Annotated in this window: 11 protein-coding genes; 5 read left to right on the forward strand and 6 right to left on the reverse strand. The window is 45.7% G+C overall.

What is annotated here, in order from left to right; all coding sequences use genetic code 11:
- Positions 1–260: 260 nt before the first annotated feature.
- The 4 genes from L3V30_RS10635 to L3V30_RS10650 form a co-directional block, all read right to left on the reverse strand.
- A complete protein-coding gene (locus L3V30_RS10635; RefSeq protein WP_085342494.1) occupies positions 261–1,874 on the reverse strand; it encodes an alpha-amylase family glycosyl hydrolase in 1,614 nt (537 codons plus the stop codon).
- A 120-nt stretch (positions 1,875–1,994) separates the two neighbouring features.
- The gene (locus L3V30_RS10640; protein ID WP_104972966.1) at positions 1,995–2,501 is read right to left on the reverse strand and encodes a glycosidase; all 507 of its coding nucleotides are present in this window, start codon (positions 2,499–2,501) and stop codon (positions 1,995–1,997) included.
- 317 nt (positions 2,502–2,818) lie between these two features.
- Positions 2,819–3,628 carry a MalM family protein gene (locus tag L3V30_RS10645; protein WP_005398230.1) on the reverse strand — a complete coding sequence of 270 codons (810 nt, stop codon included), beginning with the start codon at positions 3,626–3,628 and terminating at the stop codon, positions 2,819–2,821.
- A gap of 100 nt (positions 3,629–3,728) precedes the next feature.
- Positions 3,729–5,000, reverse strand: a complete 1,272-nt coding sequence (locus tag L3V30_RS10650; protein WP_006740823.1) for a maltoporin — start codon at positions 4,998–5,000, stop codon at positions 3,729–3,731.
- A gap of 446 nt (positions 5,001–5,446) precedes the next feature.
- Here L3V30_RS10650 and glgX point away from each other — a divergent pair, with 446 nt between their 5' ends.
- Positions 5,447–7,438, forward strand: coding sequence for a glycogen debranching protein GlgX (gene glgX, locus L3V30_RS10655; protein WP_237308880.1), 1,992 nt, complete (start codon positions 5,447–5,449; stop codon positions 7,436–7,438).
- Between the two features lie 78 nt (positions 7,439–7,516).
- Here glgX and L3V30_RS10660 read toward each other — a convergent pair whose 3' ends face one another.
- Positions 7,517–8,887: an L-serine ammonia-lyase gene (locus L3V30_RS10660; protein WP_237308881.1), complete on the reverse strand. Its 1,371-nt coding sequence runs from the start codon at positions 8,885–8,887 to the stop codon at positions 7,517–7,519.
- 11 nt (positions 8,888–8,898) lie between these two features.
- Positions 8,899–10,440 (reverse strand): sodium:solute symporter, encoded by a 1,542-nt coding sequence (locus L3V30_RS10665; protein ID WP_005374777.1) that lies wholly within the window; start codon positions 10,438–10,440, stop codon positions 8,899–8,901.
- A gap of 339 nt (positions 10,441–10,779) precedes the next feature.
- On the opposite strand from L3V30_RS10665, the gene L3V30_RS10670 reads away from it, so the two are divergent.
- The 4 genes from L3V30_RS10670 to L3V30_RS10685 all read left to right on the forward strand — a co-directional run bounded on the left by L3V30_RS10670 (position 10,780) and on the right by L3V30_RS10685 (position 15,721).
- Positions 10,780–12,075: an MFS transporter gene (locus L3V30_RS10670; protein WP_237308882.1), complete on the forward strand. Its 1,296-nt coding sequence runs from the start codon at positions 10,780–10,782 to the stop codon at positions 12,073–12,075.
- Positions 12,076–12,176: 101 nt separating this feature from the next.
- A complete protein-coding gene (locus tag L3V30_RS10675; RefSeq protein ID WP_005374772.1) occupies positions 12,177–13,193 on the forward strand; it encodes a nuclear transport factor 2 family protein in 1,017 nt (338 codons plus the stop codon).
- A gap of 177 nt (positions 13,194–13,370) precedes the next feature.
- Positions 13,371–14,456: a porin gene (locus tag L3V30_RS10680; protein WP_134646186.1), complete on the forward strand. Its 1,086-nt coding sequence runs from the start codon at positions 13,371–13,373 to the stop codon at positions 14,454–14,456.
- Positions 14,457–14,713: 257 nt separating this feature from the next.
- Complete coding sequence (locus L3V30_RS10685) at positions 14,714–15,721, forward strand: LacI family DNA-binding transcriptional regulator (RefSeq protein ID WP_237308883.1); 1,008 nt, start codon at positions 14,714–14,716, stop codon at positions 15,719–15,721.
- Positions 15,722–15,848 lie beyond the last annotated feature (127 nt).

Consider the following 15,848-nt stretch of genomic DNA (forward strand, 5'->3'; position numbering starts at 1 on the left):
CACTCGAATTTGGCGGCCAAAGCTTCATAACGGGTGTTCAAGAGCATCAGACTCGGCTGCTTAAGCTTCTTGGTGTTCTGTATGAAGCAGTTTATTCCTAAATTGGCTGCGAAATCTCGGTTGGAAAACCATTAAGGGAAAAGTAAAACGGACGGAAAAAAGCCAAGTGTGCGCCTATGGGGGTCAGCAACAACACTTGGCTTGTGTATGAGAAAAGCTTCTGGTCAGCTCAACTGATGAGCGGTGATTCTGGATACTTCCTAGGGTGTAACCGCAAAGAATCGACCTTGTAATGGCGACATCGGAATTTGATATTGACCATTGCTTGGCGTAATTTTTTCATTCGTGAGCAGATCCACCAACTCACCAGTACTAACACTTTCCTGATTAAGAATAATTGTTCTCGCGCTTTTCGAAGTGTTTAGCGCAAACAGTACTTTGTCTGTACCAGATTGTTTCAAGTCCACATAACTGCCGTTACTCGCAACTAAATTCGTGCGTGACCCCTGATACAATGCTGGGTGCGCACTGCGCATCGTCATCAGCGATTTCACGTAAGCTTTGAGATCGGCTTGGTTTGCGTCAAGTGTCGCCGTCACACCTTCAATTTTTGCACTGCTGCGCGCAACGTGATCATCGCACAAACCTTGAATGGCGCAGGTGTTGTTGTCTTCTTTTGCGGCAAAACCATCCACTTGATCCCCGATTTCATCGCCGTAGTACAGCGTGATTGGCCCAGTGTAGGCAGCTTGGAAGGCAAACGCAGCTTTATGGCGTAACCAATATTCTGCATCATTCACATCCGCCAAGTTTCCGCGTTGCAACAAGTCACCAAAGCGCACTAAATCATGGTTGCCGATCATCAAATTCGGTTGCGCATGCGTTGGATATTGGTTGTGTGTGCTGTAGCCGTTGTCTAGCCAATCCACACCGCGACCACCCACGCCGCTCTCATTCACGGCCAAAGTTTCTACGATGCGATAGCGCATCGGGAAGTCAAATGCAGAGCACAATGCTGGATCGCTGTTCGATCCATACGCCTCATTCGCGATCTCAGACTCCCCTTTCCAAATCTCTGCCACCATGTAACCCAACGGATTCACTTGTTCGCCTTTGCTATTGGTGTACGTGACACCTTGCGAGGCTTCATCGACAGCTTTACGAAGTTGTGTCCAAGCGTCTGTCGGAACTTGATAGGCTTGATCTAAACGCCAGCCGTCAATCTTGAGTTCTTTGATCCAATACGTTGCTACCTCTTTGTAGAAGTCGAGACTGGCCGGGTAATCAACGGGGTTACTCGATCCCGTTGGCAACAAGCCGGAGGGAGATGGTTTGATCAAACCATCTTTGTGATGACCAAATACGCCATCAAAAAACACGTATAAACCGCGCTTGTGTGCTTCTTCGACTAGAGTTTTCGCGGTCGCTAAATCACCAAATTTTGGGTCGATCTTAAAGTAATCTGTCGCAAAATAACCCGTGGCGTCCAAACGATCGGCCCAGTGATCTTGTCCTGCTATCGCTTCAGACTCAAAAATCGGCGTCAACCAAATCGCATTCATCCCTAAATCTTGGATGTAATCAAGTGAATCAATCACCCCTTGCAAATCGCCATTATGGTGACTGGTGCCATAGCCCGTACCGTGACCAATGCTTGCATCACCATCCACAAAACTCTCGACCATGATTTGATAAGTACGAAGTTGGTTACTTTGCGCCATGACATTGGCTTGGCAAGCATAACTGGTATCCGGTAGCGGAGTGCTGCTATTAGTATCGCCACCACCAGAAGAATTACACGCAGATAAAGCACCAATCACACTTAACGCAAGCAGCGATCGATACAGGCGATGGTTACGTCGGACGTTACGCATTTTACTCTCCCTAACTTACTCAAATTAAGTAAAAACATTTGAGTAATAAAATTAACCCCAACATGCTTCCCATGTAGGGGTTAATAAATAAAAACAGATTTTAAATAACTGAATGGAATATTATTGACACTTATTTACCATAACATGAAGCGGTTTGCCTTTTCCTTCAAATTGAAGGCTCCAGACATATTTCCCGTCTTCTTTAATATCAACTGAAGTATCTGTACCGTAACCACCAAATGTTAATGGTGTTAATTCACCAACGTTCATTCGATTCCCTTTAGCGGTAAATTGTGGGAACCACAACTCGGTCGCATACTGCATTTTGTAGGAGCCTACTTTTTCTTGAATCACAGCTTGGTAGAAGTTATTTCCTTTGTAGGTGTATTGACGTTGAGGCACGTGTTTCCAGTCGGAATCCGCAAACGTGCCCACCACAAACAGTGGTTTAGAAATTGGTCCTTTCGCCGTGCTATCTGGGTTGTCACACGCTTTCATGAAAGCAACCACTTCGTCTTGAGACATATTCACAACGGGCTCTGCGGCCGCTTCTGGTTCTGCAGTCGATTGACAACCCACCAAGGCAACAAGTAGGGCAGCAGCAAGAGAGGTCTTCATCATGTTCATTTCACGTAATTCCTTTTTAGTATATCCAAAGCAAAATAAACTCAACGTTTAAAAGAAATATTAATCGTTATTAAAATGGAAATATCAAACGCTAAATAAATATCGTCGGATTGCGAATTTAAATTACTTCGAGAAGTTTATTTATTTCCTAAGTACAAAAAATAAGTTAGGAACTGTCAATAATTATTGATCTAACCAATATAAAAAACAAAACAATAAAAATAATTATGTGAATAAGATAACTCTATGTAGGGGTATTTTTATTGGTTTATATTCTATGAAAAAAGGCCAGCATTTTGCTGGCCTTTTATATTCAATTATTTTTTATTTACGGCTTTCACAAACACTTGTTGCGCACCTTCAATACCCAGCTCTTTTGCTTCATCGAGCAAGGTGAGTGCTTTCGGAATATCGTTCGCTGCCACTGCCGCTTCAATTGAGCTGTGGTAGTAGCTAGTGAGATCCGTACCTTGAGGAATGTTGTCGTTTTTCGCAACAATCTTGGTATTCACGATATCATTTGCGGATACCGACAAACGGAACTGACCCAGTGGGCTGTGTTTCGCTAAAGGGTCTGCAATATCTGGCGGCTGAGTGTGGCGCGCCATGGCGAAGGCTTTTGCAGGATGCAGAACTTGCGTACTGCCTTTTAGATCAGCGGAAGTCGTGTACACCAATACATGCAGATCGTTACCTGTCATGTCTGGAATCACATTGAGATCAAGTACGAATTTATCATTGTCCAACAGTTTTGCTGGTTCGTACTTAAACTTTGAGAAATCTGCTTGGTAAATAGTTTCTCCTGCCGAGTTCATCACTGCGACATTAGGAGCATAAAATTGAAGTTCTTTACTTACGAATGTCTCTAATTTGATATCGAGACTGCCACGGTTGCCCGGAAGAGCAAACGCTGCAATAGCGCCAGCACTGTTACCATCCAACAGCATTTGGCTTTTATCAGTCAAAGCGAATTCAGTAACCACAGGTACATCAACCGTTACCCATTGAATATCACCCGATTGAGTGATCACTTGTTGCTGACCTTTTGGACTCATCTCTACTTGTTCTACGGACGCACAACCAGTAGCCAACATGCCCAGCAGTACGGGAGCAAGCCATTTTTTCATTACTGTCTACCTCGACTCTTTATTGTTTTTTAAATAAATACAGCCAGATAAGTTCTGGCTGTATCATTCTAGGACAATTTAGGACTTAGTGGTTAGATGATTACCACCAAGCTTCAGCTTGTACACCGAATTGGAACGTATCGTCTGAACGACCGTTGTCAAATGTGTTAGAGTTGTCTTCTTTGTCAGCCGTTAGGTAAGAAGCGTAAACACGGATTTCAGGACGAGCCCAGAAGCTAGAACCAGCAGACCATGCTTGAGCAACAGTTAGCTTACCGTATTTGTTTTCGTCGCCGTCGTTATCATCGATAGCGTAACCAGCTTCGAAGATAGTTTTGTGGTTGTCATCCCATTTGTACATTGGACGAACTACAACAGACATTGTTTCCCACTTGTCTTGGCCAGCCCACATGTCTTCACCAACACCGTAAACTAACTGGTGACCCATTTCCCAGCTGTCACCCATGCCGATTACACCCCAGTTGATTAGGCGGTAACCAGATGCACCGTTATCAGCTTCTGCGCCGTACCAGCTACCGTCGCCGTAGAATGCCATTGTTTTTGAGTAGCCTTCAGTACCGTACTGAAGCACTGTTTTGTTGAAACCAGCGTCTAGACCTTGAGTCAATTCTGCTGTGAACATTACGCCGTTTTTCGCATCTTTAGTGCCGTTTGGCGCAGCGTCAGTTTCGTTAAGGATTGCGTAGTTCAAGCCCATTTCTAGAGAACCGTTGTCCCATAGAGGAAGACCTGCATAACGTACGTCTAGAGTGTTAACGTTTGTATCGCCGCCATCGTTACCTGGATCTGCGATATCGCCACGGTCGTTACGAACCCAAGCGAAAGAAACTTTACCTGGACCAGCTTCGATACCTTCAACACCAGCGCCCGCGCCAGAGATGTTCCAGTAGTAGAAGTCAGAGATATGAATGTCGTGACGTTGGTAGTAGCGCTTACCAGCCCAAAGTGTTGCTTCTGGAGCAAAGTTTAGTAGGCCTTTAGCTTGAACGTTGAATTGACGTAGTGCGAATTGTGCATCGTCAACACATTTCACTTCGCCGTTATCCAAACCACAGTTAGCAGAAGTGCTTTCCCAGTCGTTTGAACCATTAGAAGTCATTGCAACCATAGAGTCTACGTAGAACGTTTTGCCGTTGTTGTTGTAAACTTCTTTACCTAGTTGAATCTCGCCGTAGATATCGCTTTCATTACCTAGACGACCGATCTTGTTCTTTTCGAATGTTAATTGTTGACCACCGTCAGCGTTCACGCCAACGCCAGCACGCATGTAACCGTGGAAATCCACTGCGAACGCAGAACCAGCAGCTAAAGTTGCAGCCACAGCAGCAGCAATTGCACTTACTTTTTTCATTCTTAACTCCATTAAGGGTATTTATAATTCTGTCTTCCCTGCTCACTCTTTTAGGTGAATATAGGCAGTAAAAACACACCTAAAGAAAGAGAGGTAAGATGGGAACGAATCCCCGTTTGTTTCAACAGTTATGAGATTACCCGAGGCGTACAAGGATGACTTCCTCCGCCCCAAACTAATTTAGGGGGGATGAGAAGGGAGTAGAAAATTTACCGAATGGTGTTTTTTCGAGTCAGATCACCAATCTAGGGAGGAATTAGTAAGTTTATTCGGTTTTGAGCCGCTACAAAGTGATAGCCATTTCATATTTTTGACTCTAAGCCGTCACATAAAGTAATTAAATTACATGAATATTTTTATATTTAGGGTGGTTGACCTTAGTAAGACAAAGTTTTTAACTTATAGTTTCCTAAAGGTAGCAATAAATATTAAATAAAGTATCTCCGATGACACGACTTCTCTCTCGCCCTTACCCCTTGGGTGCAACTGTAAATAAAGAAGGTTGTAACTTCTCTATTCACGCTCCGGGGAATAAAGACATAAAACTCGCCCTGTTTGCAGGCGATGGCAGTTACGCGCTTCATGATTTACCGAATGAATACGCTGGCATACGTCATACTTTTATTCCGGATATTAAGCCGGGGCAAAAATACGGTTACCTTGTCTCCCACAAGGAAGAGCCACTATTAATTTCTGACCCTTACGCAAAGTCAATTGATAAAGCCCTCCACTACCACCCTCCCTACTCTCCAGCCAAAAGTTTCGATATGCCGAAGTGCATCGTTATCGAAGATAATTTTGACTGGCAAGATACGGATCATCCGCGTATACCAAGAGAAGAGATGGTGTTGTTTGAGACACACGTCAAAGGGCTTACCCAACTCCACCCAGAAGTTGAGGACAAACTGAAGGGGCGTTATTTAGGTCTTGCGTCACCTGAAATGCTGGCCTTTTATGAACAGCAAAACATCAACACGCTGCAATTGCTACCTGTCGCTGCGTGTATGCATGAGCCTCACCTACTAGAGATGGAAAAGGTCAACTATTGGGGATACAACCCTTATCTCTTTATGGTGCCTGATCCGCGCTATGCAGAAAAAGACGCCGTCACAGAGCTCAAAACAACGATTCGAGAACTGCACAAAAACGGCATCGAAGTGATTCTCGACGTGGTTTACAACCACACTGCAGAGGGGGGGGAAGGGCCTACAATTTTCAACCTGAAAGCGCTCGACTCCCGTTTTTACATCAAGCATGGTAACCACTTTGCAAATTACACTGGCTGCGGAAACACGGTCGATCTCACCTATCAACCCGCTTTAAACCTTGTAATGGATACATTGCGCTACTGGGTTAGCGAATTTAAAGTCGATGGCTTCCGTTTTGACTTGGCTGCAACGTTAGGTCGACAGGGCGATGATTACAACCCAGAAGCAGCTTTCTTTAAAGCCGTAGCGCAAGACCCAATTTTGCGTGAAACCAAATTGATTGCCGAACCTTGGGATATTGGTCCAAATGGCTACCAAGTGGGTAACTTTCCATTTGGCTGGAACGAGTGTAATGACAAACTGCGTGATATTTCCCGCAGTTTTTGGCGCGGTGATCAAGGCTATTTAAAAGAGTTTGCCACTCGATTAATGGGCTCTCGTGACATTTATAGTGCAGCGAACTGGCCATACAAACTCACGGTGAATTACATCACGTATCACGATGGCTTCACACTGCAAGATTTAGTGTCTTACAAGCACAAACATAACGAAGCTAATGGCGAAGAAAATCGCGACGGCCACGGTGACAATCGCTCAGAAAACTACGGTGTCGAAGGCGAGACGGAAAACCTGATGATCATCGCCACGCGTGAGAAGCAAAAACGCAACCTTATTGCCAGCTTGCTGTTTGCTTTTGGAATCCCACACATCCTCACTGCTGACGTGCTGTCTCACACCCAAGGCGGTAACAATAATGCCTATTGCCAAGATAACGAAACCAGTTGGCTTAACTGGGGAGAAACGGAGCGTAAGCAACATTTCAAAACGTGGATGTCACAAATGGTCGCCAACCGAAATCAATACATGGTGCCATTTATCCGAGCTTTCAGTGGCGAAAACCGCAATAACAACCGCATTTTCTGGCGCCGAACAGACGGTCGCTTAATGGAGCATGATGATTGGAACCGTTTAAGCTCTGTCGCACTTCACCTTGGCATCGGTAAAGAAGGACAAGAGCTGGTCTATCTCATCAACCAAACTAACGCTACAGCGCGCTTTAAGCTCCCCAATGAGCGAAAGCAAGAATGGGTAACGATCTGCGACACAAACGTACGTAACCTTAACCCAGGGCATGCTGAAGGCGAGGTTTTGCTATCACCTACTTCGATGGTGATTTTGCACTATCAACCAAACCAACGCACACCAAAAGGTGAGCAAACGCATAGCTAAGTTATAAACGTTCCAAAAAAGGAAAGCCGATGCATCTCAGTGCTTCGGCTTTTTTGTTGGTTAGATTTGCCTAACTCATTATTCGCAAGGTGGCGCTAGGTGAATCAAAGCCAATCCACCCAGTGACGTCTCGCGGTATTTCTTGTTCATGTCTTTGCCCGTTTGATACATGGTTTCAATCACCTTATCCAACGAGATCAAACATTTACTATTACGCTTTAATGCCATGCGAGAAGCATTGATCGCTTTCATTGCACCCATCGCATTACGCTCAATACACGGAACTTGCACTAAGCCCCCAATTGGGTCACAAGTCATGCCTAGTGAGTGCTCCATGGCAATCTCGGCCGCAATACAAATTTGTTCATTGCTACCACCACGCAGCGCCGTCAAGCCAGCTGCCGCCATGGAAGAAGACACGCCAACTTCGCCCTGACAACCCACTTCGGCACCCGAGATAGACGCATTAGTTTTGTACAAAATGCCAATCGCACCGGATACAGCAAGGAAGTCTTTAAGCTGTTTAGTATCGAGCTCTTTGATGAAACGATGGTAGTACATCAATACCGCAGGAATCACACCCGCCGCACCATTGGTTGGTGACGTTACGACTTGTCCACCAGCGGCGTTTTCTTCACTCACAGAAAAAGCAAACAGGTTAATCCAATCCATGATTTCCATTGGATCGTTTTCGATTGCTGCATTTGCTTCAAGCTTCTTCAACAAGTTTGGCGCACGGCGGGTCACGTTCAAGCCACCATCCAAGATACCTTCTGTCTCGAAACCGCGCTCCATGCAACGCGTCATCACACGCCAGATCTGTTCTGCACGTTGATTGATGGCTTCCATATCCTGAAACGCTTGTTCATTTTTCAGAATCATGCCGCCAAGGCTCATGCCATTCTTCTCTGCCTGTGCCAACATTTCGTCCGCACTGGAGAATGGGAACTCAACGTCTACAGGTGCAGTCGCACTGCCATTTTGCAGTTCATCCGCCGTTGCGATGAAACCACCACCGATAGAGTAGTAAGTTTCAAACCCAACCTGATTGCCATGCGCATCGAGCGCAGTAATCGTCATGCCATTCTCATGCAGAGGAAGATTCTCTTCATGGAACAACATATCCGTTTTGTAGTTGAATTCGATTTCATGACGGCCATCGACAGACATCATGCCCTCTTCAATCGCCTTGCGCATCGCTTTGTTCGCAGAAGCGATTTTGATGGTATCTGGTTTGTTACCCAACAGACCCAAAATGGTTGCACGGTCAGTATGGTGACCAATCCCCGTTAACGAGAGTGAGCCGTATAAATCGACTTGAATACGAACCACTTTTGCCAAGTTCGATTCAATCAAACGAGTGAAGTGGTAGCCCGCGATCATTGGACCATTGGTGTGAGAGCTAGAAGGGCCCACACCAATCTTGTAAATATCAAAGATGGACAGCATAAACTTACCTATTACGACAATGCAGCATAAAGCCAATCAGGGAGAACCATACAAGCAGCGATGGTCGCCACAGCGAACACCAATAGCCCATAATGGCTTGCGGTTGGCTTTGCAAAAAGATGTTTTTGATTATTGATAAAAATTTGTTGCTCGGCAGTCACAGCGCCCCAACGACGGCTCACTAACACACCAAACAAAAGGAAGACGAACGTACCAATTGGCGCGAACCACGGCCAAGCCACGTCGAGATACATCGCAGTAAACACCGCAATCACACTCATGATACTGCCAACGATCACGCCTTTCTCATTGGCTTTTGCCCAGAATAAACCAAGCACGAATGAACCTAAACGGATACCAACGAAGATAGAAGTCAGACTAGCGATGGTTTTGAGTACCGATTCATTCGATACCGCCAGAAGAGCTGGCACCACCACCATGGCCGCAGCAAGTAAACTCATCTTTCTTGCGACTTTTTCGTAGTGCTCATCATCGGCACTTTTGCGAACGAAACGCTTGTAGATATCGAACGTTGCGACGGTCGCCATTGAGTTGTAGGTCGAATCCAAGGTCGACATTGCGGCCGCCGCCAATGCGGAAATGATCAAACCAACGACGATTGGGTTAGTGTGGTTGAAAACGAAATCCAAAATCACTTCGTTGCTGTTTTCAAACGATTGATCTTGATAGAAAACACTTAGAAGCACACCGAGTACCGCGAAGAATAAGTACACGAAAAAAGCACCGTAACCACACAACAACATTGACTTCTGCGCCGTTTTTTCACATCTCGTCGCTAACGTGCGTTGGATGATCAATTGGTTGGTACCGTACACACTCAAATGTAAAAAGCTCACGGCAACCACGCCAGCCCAGAGTGTGGTATCCACGCCCAAATCAAAATCTAAGTTGATGATATTCAAGTGATCACGAGAAAGATAATCTGCCGCATTAATCTCTGTCATTAGAATGGCAAAGATAGCGATACTGCCCGCAACCAATACTGCAGATTGCAACATATCGGTCCAGATAACCGTGGAAATCCCGCCCGCATAGGTATAGCAAGCGGTGAAAATACTTATGTAGATAATGGCTTCAGAAATACTGATAGGCAGAACTTGCACTAAGATCAGCGCAACGGCATACAAAATCACCCCCGCAGAGATACATTGAACCACGATGAACACAATCGAGTTGATGGTTCTTGCATACACCCCAAAGCGGTGCTCAAGGTATTCATAAATCGAAGTCAGACCCAGCTTATAGAAGACAGGCACAAAGAAAATGACAGTAAAAAAGATAACGATGGGATAGTTAAGGTGAATACTCATCGCTTCCATGCCAGAGCTATAAACCCAACCAGGCATCCCTACAAACGTCATCGCACTAATGTAAGTCGCAAGTATCGAAACACCCGCCGTAAACCAGCCAAATTGCTTTCCACCCGTGGAAAAGTCGCCACCATTGCTGTAGCGCTTATTCACTAAATAGCTGATTAGTATGGTGATTAACACGTATAACGCAATCACCACAAAACTTGAGTACGTAACCATTTCAGGGTTTCCATAATTCTGGGTGCTAATTATTTGTGCTTGGATATTACTTTAAAAAAGCATATCTAAACGATAATCCCGCCATAACTGTGACTATAATCACCAATATAGACGGTTATATATTCAAAAATGCCAAAAATACCGATTTAATGAGACCCCCATCACTAAAAACCACCAATTGGGTACGCATTCATTTTAAAATTGATATTGATCACGGATCTAATGACCTTAAAAAAACTATGATTCACCACGACACGAAATCGAAGATGATCCCAATAAGATCGTGTTCTTTAAGTTTGAATAGCAACAAATCCTAAGTGAAATAGAGGTTTATCGGTCATGAATGCCAAAAGACACATGAGCGAAGTTCCTATGATTCAAAGGGTAGCTGCCTATCTAGCGATACTGGTTGGTTACTTTTTTTATTGTTATAACTTTGTAATTATTGACTACGTACGCCCATACATCGTTGAAGCGTATGATGGTATTAGCCTGTCAGACACTGCCCAGTTCTATACATGGCAGTCGGTTGGTGCACTTATCGGTGCATTGAGCTGTGCTTGGTTCGCAACAAAATTTGGTAAGAAATCCACTCTTATTACCATCACAGCCCTAAACGGTGGCGCAACGATCATCAATATGATGTTCACCGACTACACAACATGGGCAGCAATGCGTTTCATCATTGGTTTGTCACTGGGTGGTTACTTCACCGTGGCAGTGAGCCTGATGATCGGCCTATTTACGCCAACGGTACGTGGTAAGTTGACGGCATTCGCGTCTTCTATGTTCTCTGTAGCACTGATGGTAATGGGTGCGTATGCAGCATTTATTGCAAGCATCGATGCACCATGGGAAAGCCTAATGCTTGTAGGTGGTATCCCACCATTGGCAGCAGCTGTTGTCATGATCTTTGTATTACCTAGCGACAGCAAAGTGATCGCCTACGGTGAAGAAGAGCAAGCAAAAGCAGAAGAATCAAATACACCAGCGAAAAAAGGCTCTTGGGGCGAAATGCTAAGCAAGCCTTACCGTAAGATCACACTAACGTGCCTATTACTGGCTGGCCTCAACTTCTACGGTTTCCAATTCTTTGGTGGCTTCGTAACCACTTACCTACGTGATGTACGTATGTTCGACGGTGCAACCATCGGTCTCATCTTCTCTATCTCAGCATTTGGTTCACTGTTTGGTGCGTGGTTCTGGGGTTGGGTAGCTGACAAATTCGGTCGTAAGGTGAACGCATTTGGCTTCTTCCTAGCGGGCATCATGGTTTCAATCTTCTTTGTTGCACCTGGCGACATGGTGCTTGGCGGCCTAAACATGCTGGCTCTACTTGGTCTGATTTACAACTTCGGTCTGTCTTCTTCAGCGGTATGGGGTGGTTACTTCTCAGAACTGTTCCCAGCACACCTACGTAGCTACGGCGCGGCGCTATTCCACGGCGGTCGTATCCTCGGTATGTGGGCACCAATGGTACTTATCTTCATCCAAGAGCGTACCGACCTACAAACCGCAATGTGGGGTTCACCAATAGTATGGATCCTTGCTGGTCTTCTATGGCTATCACTGCCAGAGACACTAAAAGGCGGCGTGTTCGATAAGAGCAAAAAAACCGAAGCAGCAAAAGCGTAACTGAATTTCAAAAACTCCGGCTGGCTCCCCGGCCGGATGAAAAAACTTAATTTCGAGTCCTGTTCCCAAAGCCGACTCGACAGCAAATAAGAGAGTTTATTATGTCTAAATATCAAGAAGCGAAACGCGTTGTACGTGAATACTTCAGCGCAATGGAAAACGCAACTCACGAGAACGTGGCAGAAGTACTAAAAGCACACACTTCAGAAGATTACCTATGGCGTGGTGTTTACCCATTCCGTGAGCAACAAGGCGCTCAAGCAGCGGCTGACGTTTTCTGGGCTCCTTTGATGAAATCAATGACTCGCATGCAGCGTCGTCAAGACATCTTCATCGGTGGTGAGAACGAAGTAACATCAGGTGAAATCTGGGTAATGAGCATGGGTCACTTCATGGGTCTATTCGACGCTGAATACCTAGGCATGCGCCCAACTGGCAAAATCATGAACATCCGTTACGCAGAATTTAACTGTGTTGAAAACGGCAAGATCACCAAGACTGGCCTATTCCTAGACCTTCTAGGTGCGATGGACCAAGCGGGTTGTTACCCACTACCACCATCAACAGGTAAGCACTTCGTATACCCTGGTCCTCGTAATCACGATGGTCTACTGTTCGAAGACGCAGCACCAGAAGAAGGCGTAGCAACACTAGCACTAGTGAACAAGATGGTTGATGACCTATCTGCACTGAACGACAGCGGCGCTATGGGTTGCCCACCAGAAGTTCTTGAGAAGAGCTGGTCTAAAGACATGATCTGGTACGGTCCATGTGGTATCGGTGCGTCTTACACAATCCCTCGTTACCAACAGCAACACCAATTGCCGTTCCGTAACAACCTGAAAGACAAGAAGTTTAACGGCCACGTATGTCGTTTCGCAGAAGGTAACTTCTCTTGTTTCTTCGGCTGGCCAAACCTATCTAACACACCAATCGGTGGTTTCCTAGGTATGACAGGTGGTGAAGTACGTGCAGACATGCAAGTGGTTGACGTTTACTACCGTGACGGCGACAAGCTATCTGAGAACTGGGTTCTGATCGACCTTCCTTACTGGCTAAAACAGCAAGGTCTAGACGTGTTCGAGCGTACTCAACAGATCCTAAACCCTTCTCTATAAGAAGTCCTAGGGGCGGATTGTCAACCCGCCTTTATGTTGCCTGAATCCCCTCTCGGTTCAGGTGACATGCTCCCAACTCGTGCCTCAAGGATGGGGCACAACCTCAAGATAGAACCCTTATTCAAAACGGGCATGAACGCACGGTGGCTTTCTGCGCCCTGAATAATGAGATTGATAATGAAAAAGTCGACCCTTTCTACAGTGATTTTAGCAGCGCTTACTTCTAGCTCAGCCTTTGCTGCACACACTTTTGTTAATGACGCTGGCGACAGCCTAACCATCGATGGCCGTTTCGATCTTCGCTACCAAGACCGTGGCGGTGATGACAATGGCGAATGGAACAGCGGCAGCTCACGTTTCGGTTTGAAAGGCCAAATGGGTCTGGATAACGGCTGGACTGGTTTCGGTCACGCGGAATGGGGCTACAACTCTGGCGCGAACGGCGACAACATTTACGACCGCTTGCTATACGCAGGTGTTGATCACGAAAAATACGGCAAGATTGCTGCGGGTACTAAGCAGTGGTCTACCTTCTACGACGTAGCATGGTACACCGATTTAGGTCGTGTATTCGGTACTCGTGGCTCAGGTGTTTACAACCTAGCTGACTGGGGTATCGCATCCGGTGCAGGTCGTGCAGAAAACTCAGTTACGTACCGTAATTCAATTAATGAAAAAGTGAGCTACGGCTTTACTTACCAAACCACGCGTGAAGATGTTGCTCTAGCAAGCAATGCGACAGCCTCATTGAAAAACGGCATGGGTGCGTCTATCACTTACAAACCCGTTGATGGCGTAACACTTGGTGCGGCTTACCATCAAAATGAAGTTGCGGATCTAGACGCAAGCGTGGTTGGCGTAGAAAACGGCGACAACATGCGCATCATGCTATTGGGCGCAAACTACAGCAACGGTGGCTTCTACGCGGGTGCGACTTTCCACGTTGGCGAAAACTGGGAAGCAGTGAGCCAAGGCGGTACGGACGTAATGTTCGATACCCTAGGTGGTGAAATCTACACTTACTACCACTTCGACAACGGCCTACGCCCAACGTTGAACTACAACTACATGGAAGATCGCGGTGACGAGACACAAGGTTACGAGCGTAACTTGCTGATTCCTGGTCTTGAATACCACTTCCAGAAGAACAAATTCCTAGTTTGGACTGAATACCAGTTCGACCTAGGTAAAGATCAGTACGATGGCAGCAAATTCGAAAACCGTGATGATCAATTCGCGGCAGGTATTCGCTACTACTTCTGATAACCACGAGATAAGTTATTCCGGTTACGTAACTTATTCGATTTAGTGGAAATGGGAAATAAGAGCAAGCCTTACCTTTTTTGGGTAAGGCTTTTTTCGTATGCAAAACATGAAATGTGACTTGGGTACTACCCAAATTTCGCCACCAAAGACAATCCAACCCTTTATTTACCTAAATCTTGCTTATTTCCCTTTATGACTACGTACCTATTTGTGTTAACCTAGTCACAGTTAAACTGACTTATGAATCCACTCACATGAATCCTGCAAAACAAACCGTAACATCGAAGGACGTTGCCAAACTGGCTGGCGTTTCTCAATCTACTGTATCGCGTGTGTTTGTTCCGGGCAGCTCAGTGTCAGAGAAGACCAAGCAAAAGGTCTTCGAAGCCGCGAAAGCCCTAAACTACCGTCCAAATGCTTTTGCACGTAGCTTGACCACCAACGAATCTAAGTTGATCGGTTTGGTATTCCCCGATGCGGACTACCCTATCCACATGAAAACACTTCAATTGATTTCAAGTGAATTGCAGAAGCAAGGCTACTCAGCAGTGTTGATTCCATGGCAAGTGGATGAAGAAGAGGGCCACTCAATCCCGAACATCTTCCAATACCGTGTAGATGGTGTCATTGCCGCTTCCGCTACCTTCAACAAATCACTGTATGAAGAGTGTGAAGAGTTCAATATCCCTATCGTTCAGTATGCACGCGTCGTAGAAGGCACTAAGAGCAGTTACGTTATCAGTGACAACTACGAAGCTGGCCAACAAGCCGCGCAACTTCTGCACAAAAGTGGCGTGAAGAACGCGGTTTACCTGACCGGTGAAGTGCCAACCTTTACCAACGACGAGCGCCAAAGCGGCTTCTGCTCTGAATTTGAAGACCTAACTAGTAATACGCCACGCATCGTTGAAGCCACTTATGATTACGCTAGCTCACTCGACAAAATCCGCGAAATACTCGCTGATAAAAACCGACCAGAAGCCGTGTTCTGTGCGACCGACAACCTTGCAATGGCTGTTATGGATATTGCGCGTATCGAATGCGGATTGAGTATCCCGCAAGACTTACAAGTCATTGGTTTCGACAATATTCCGCAGACAGAGTGGTTGAGTTATCAGTTAACCACATTCCGCCAAGATTTTCGTCGTCTCGCTCGCGAATGCGTAAAGATCATTGTTGATCAAATCAATACTAAAAACGGTAGCTTGGTCAAAATGATGGTACCAGTGAAACTAATCGAGCGGCAGACAACGAAAGCTTGAATGACTAAAGCCAACCATTCGGTTGGCTTTTTTATTTGCTTTTGCTCAACCTCCATGGTCCATTTAGTGTTGTAAGCATTAATGAACCTCTGTATATTTATGAGCCATTACAGTATGTGAACCAGAC

It is taken from the genome of Vibrio sp. A1-1, assembly GCF_021728175.1.
Lineage (GTDB): Bacteria > Pseudomonadota > Gammaproteobacteria > Enterobacterales > Vibrionaceae > Vibrio > Vibrio diabolicus.

Coding starts and splice junctions, on each gene's coding strand:
- L3V30_RS10635 (WP_085342494.1), bottom strand. CDS start 1,874: ATGCGTAACGTCCGACGTAACCATCGCCTGTATCGATCGCTGCTTGCG.
- L3V30_RS10640 (WP_104972966.1), bottom strand. CDS start 2,501: ATGAACATGATGAAGACCTCTCTTGCTGCTGCCCTACTTGTTGCCTTG.
- L3V30_RS10645 (WP_005398230.1), bottom strand. CDS start 3,628: ATGAAAAAATGGCTTGCTCCCGTACTGCTGGGCATGTTGGCTACTGGT.
- L3V30_RS10650 (WP_006740823.1), bottom strand. CDS start 5,000: ATGAAAAAAGTAAGTGCAATTGCTGCTGCTGTGGCTGCAACTTTAGCT.
- glgX (WP_237308880.1), top strand. CDS start 5,447: ATGACACGACTTCTCTCTCGCCCTTACCCCTTGGGTGCAACTGTAAAT.
- L3V30_RS10660 (WP_237308881.1), bottom strand. CDS start 8,887: ATGCTGTCCATCTTTGATATTTACAAGATTGGTGTGGGCCCTTCTAGC.
- L3V30_RS10665 (WP_005374777.1), bottom strand. CDS start 10,440: ATGGTTACGTACTCAAGTTTTGTGGTGATTGCGTTATACGTGTTAATC.
- L3V30_RS10670 (WP_237308882.1), top strand. CDS start 10,780: ATGAATGCCAAAAGACACATGAGCGAAGTTCCTATGATTCAAAGGGTA.
- L3V30_RS10675 (WP_005374772.1), top strand. CDS start 12,177: ATGTCTAAATATCAAGAAGCGAAACGCGTTGTACGTGAATACTTCAGC.
- L3V30_RS10680 (WP_134646186.1), top strand. CDS start 13,371: ATGAAAAAGTCGACCCTTTCTACAGTGATTTTAGCAGCGCTTACTTCT.
- L3V30_RS10685 (WP_237308883.1), top strand. CDS start 14,714: ATGAATCCTGCAAAACAAACCGTAACATCGAAGGACGTTGCCAAACTG.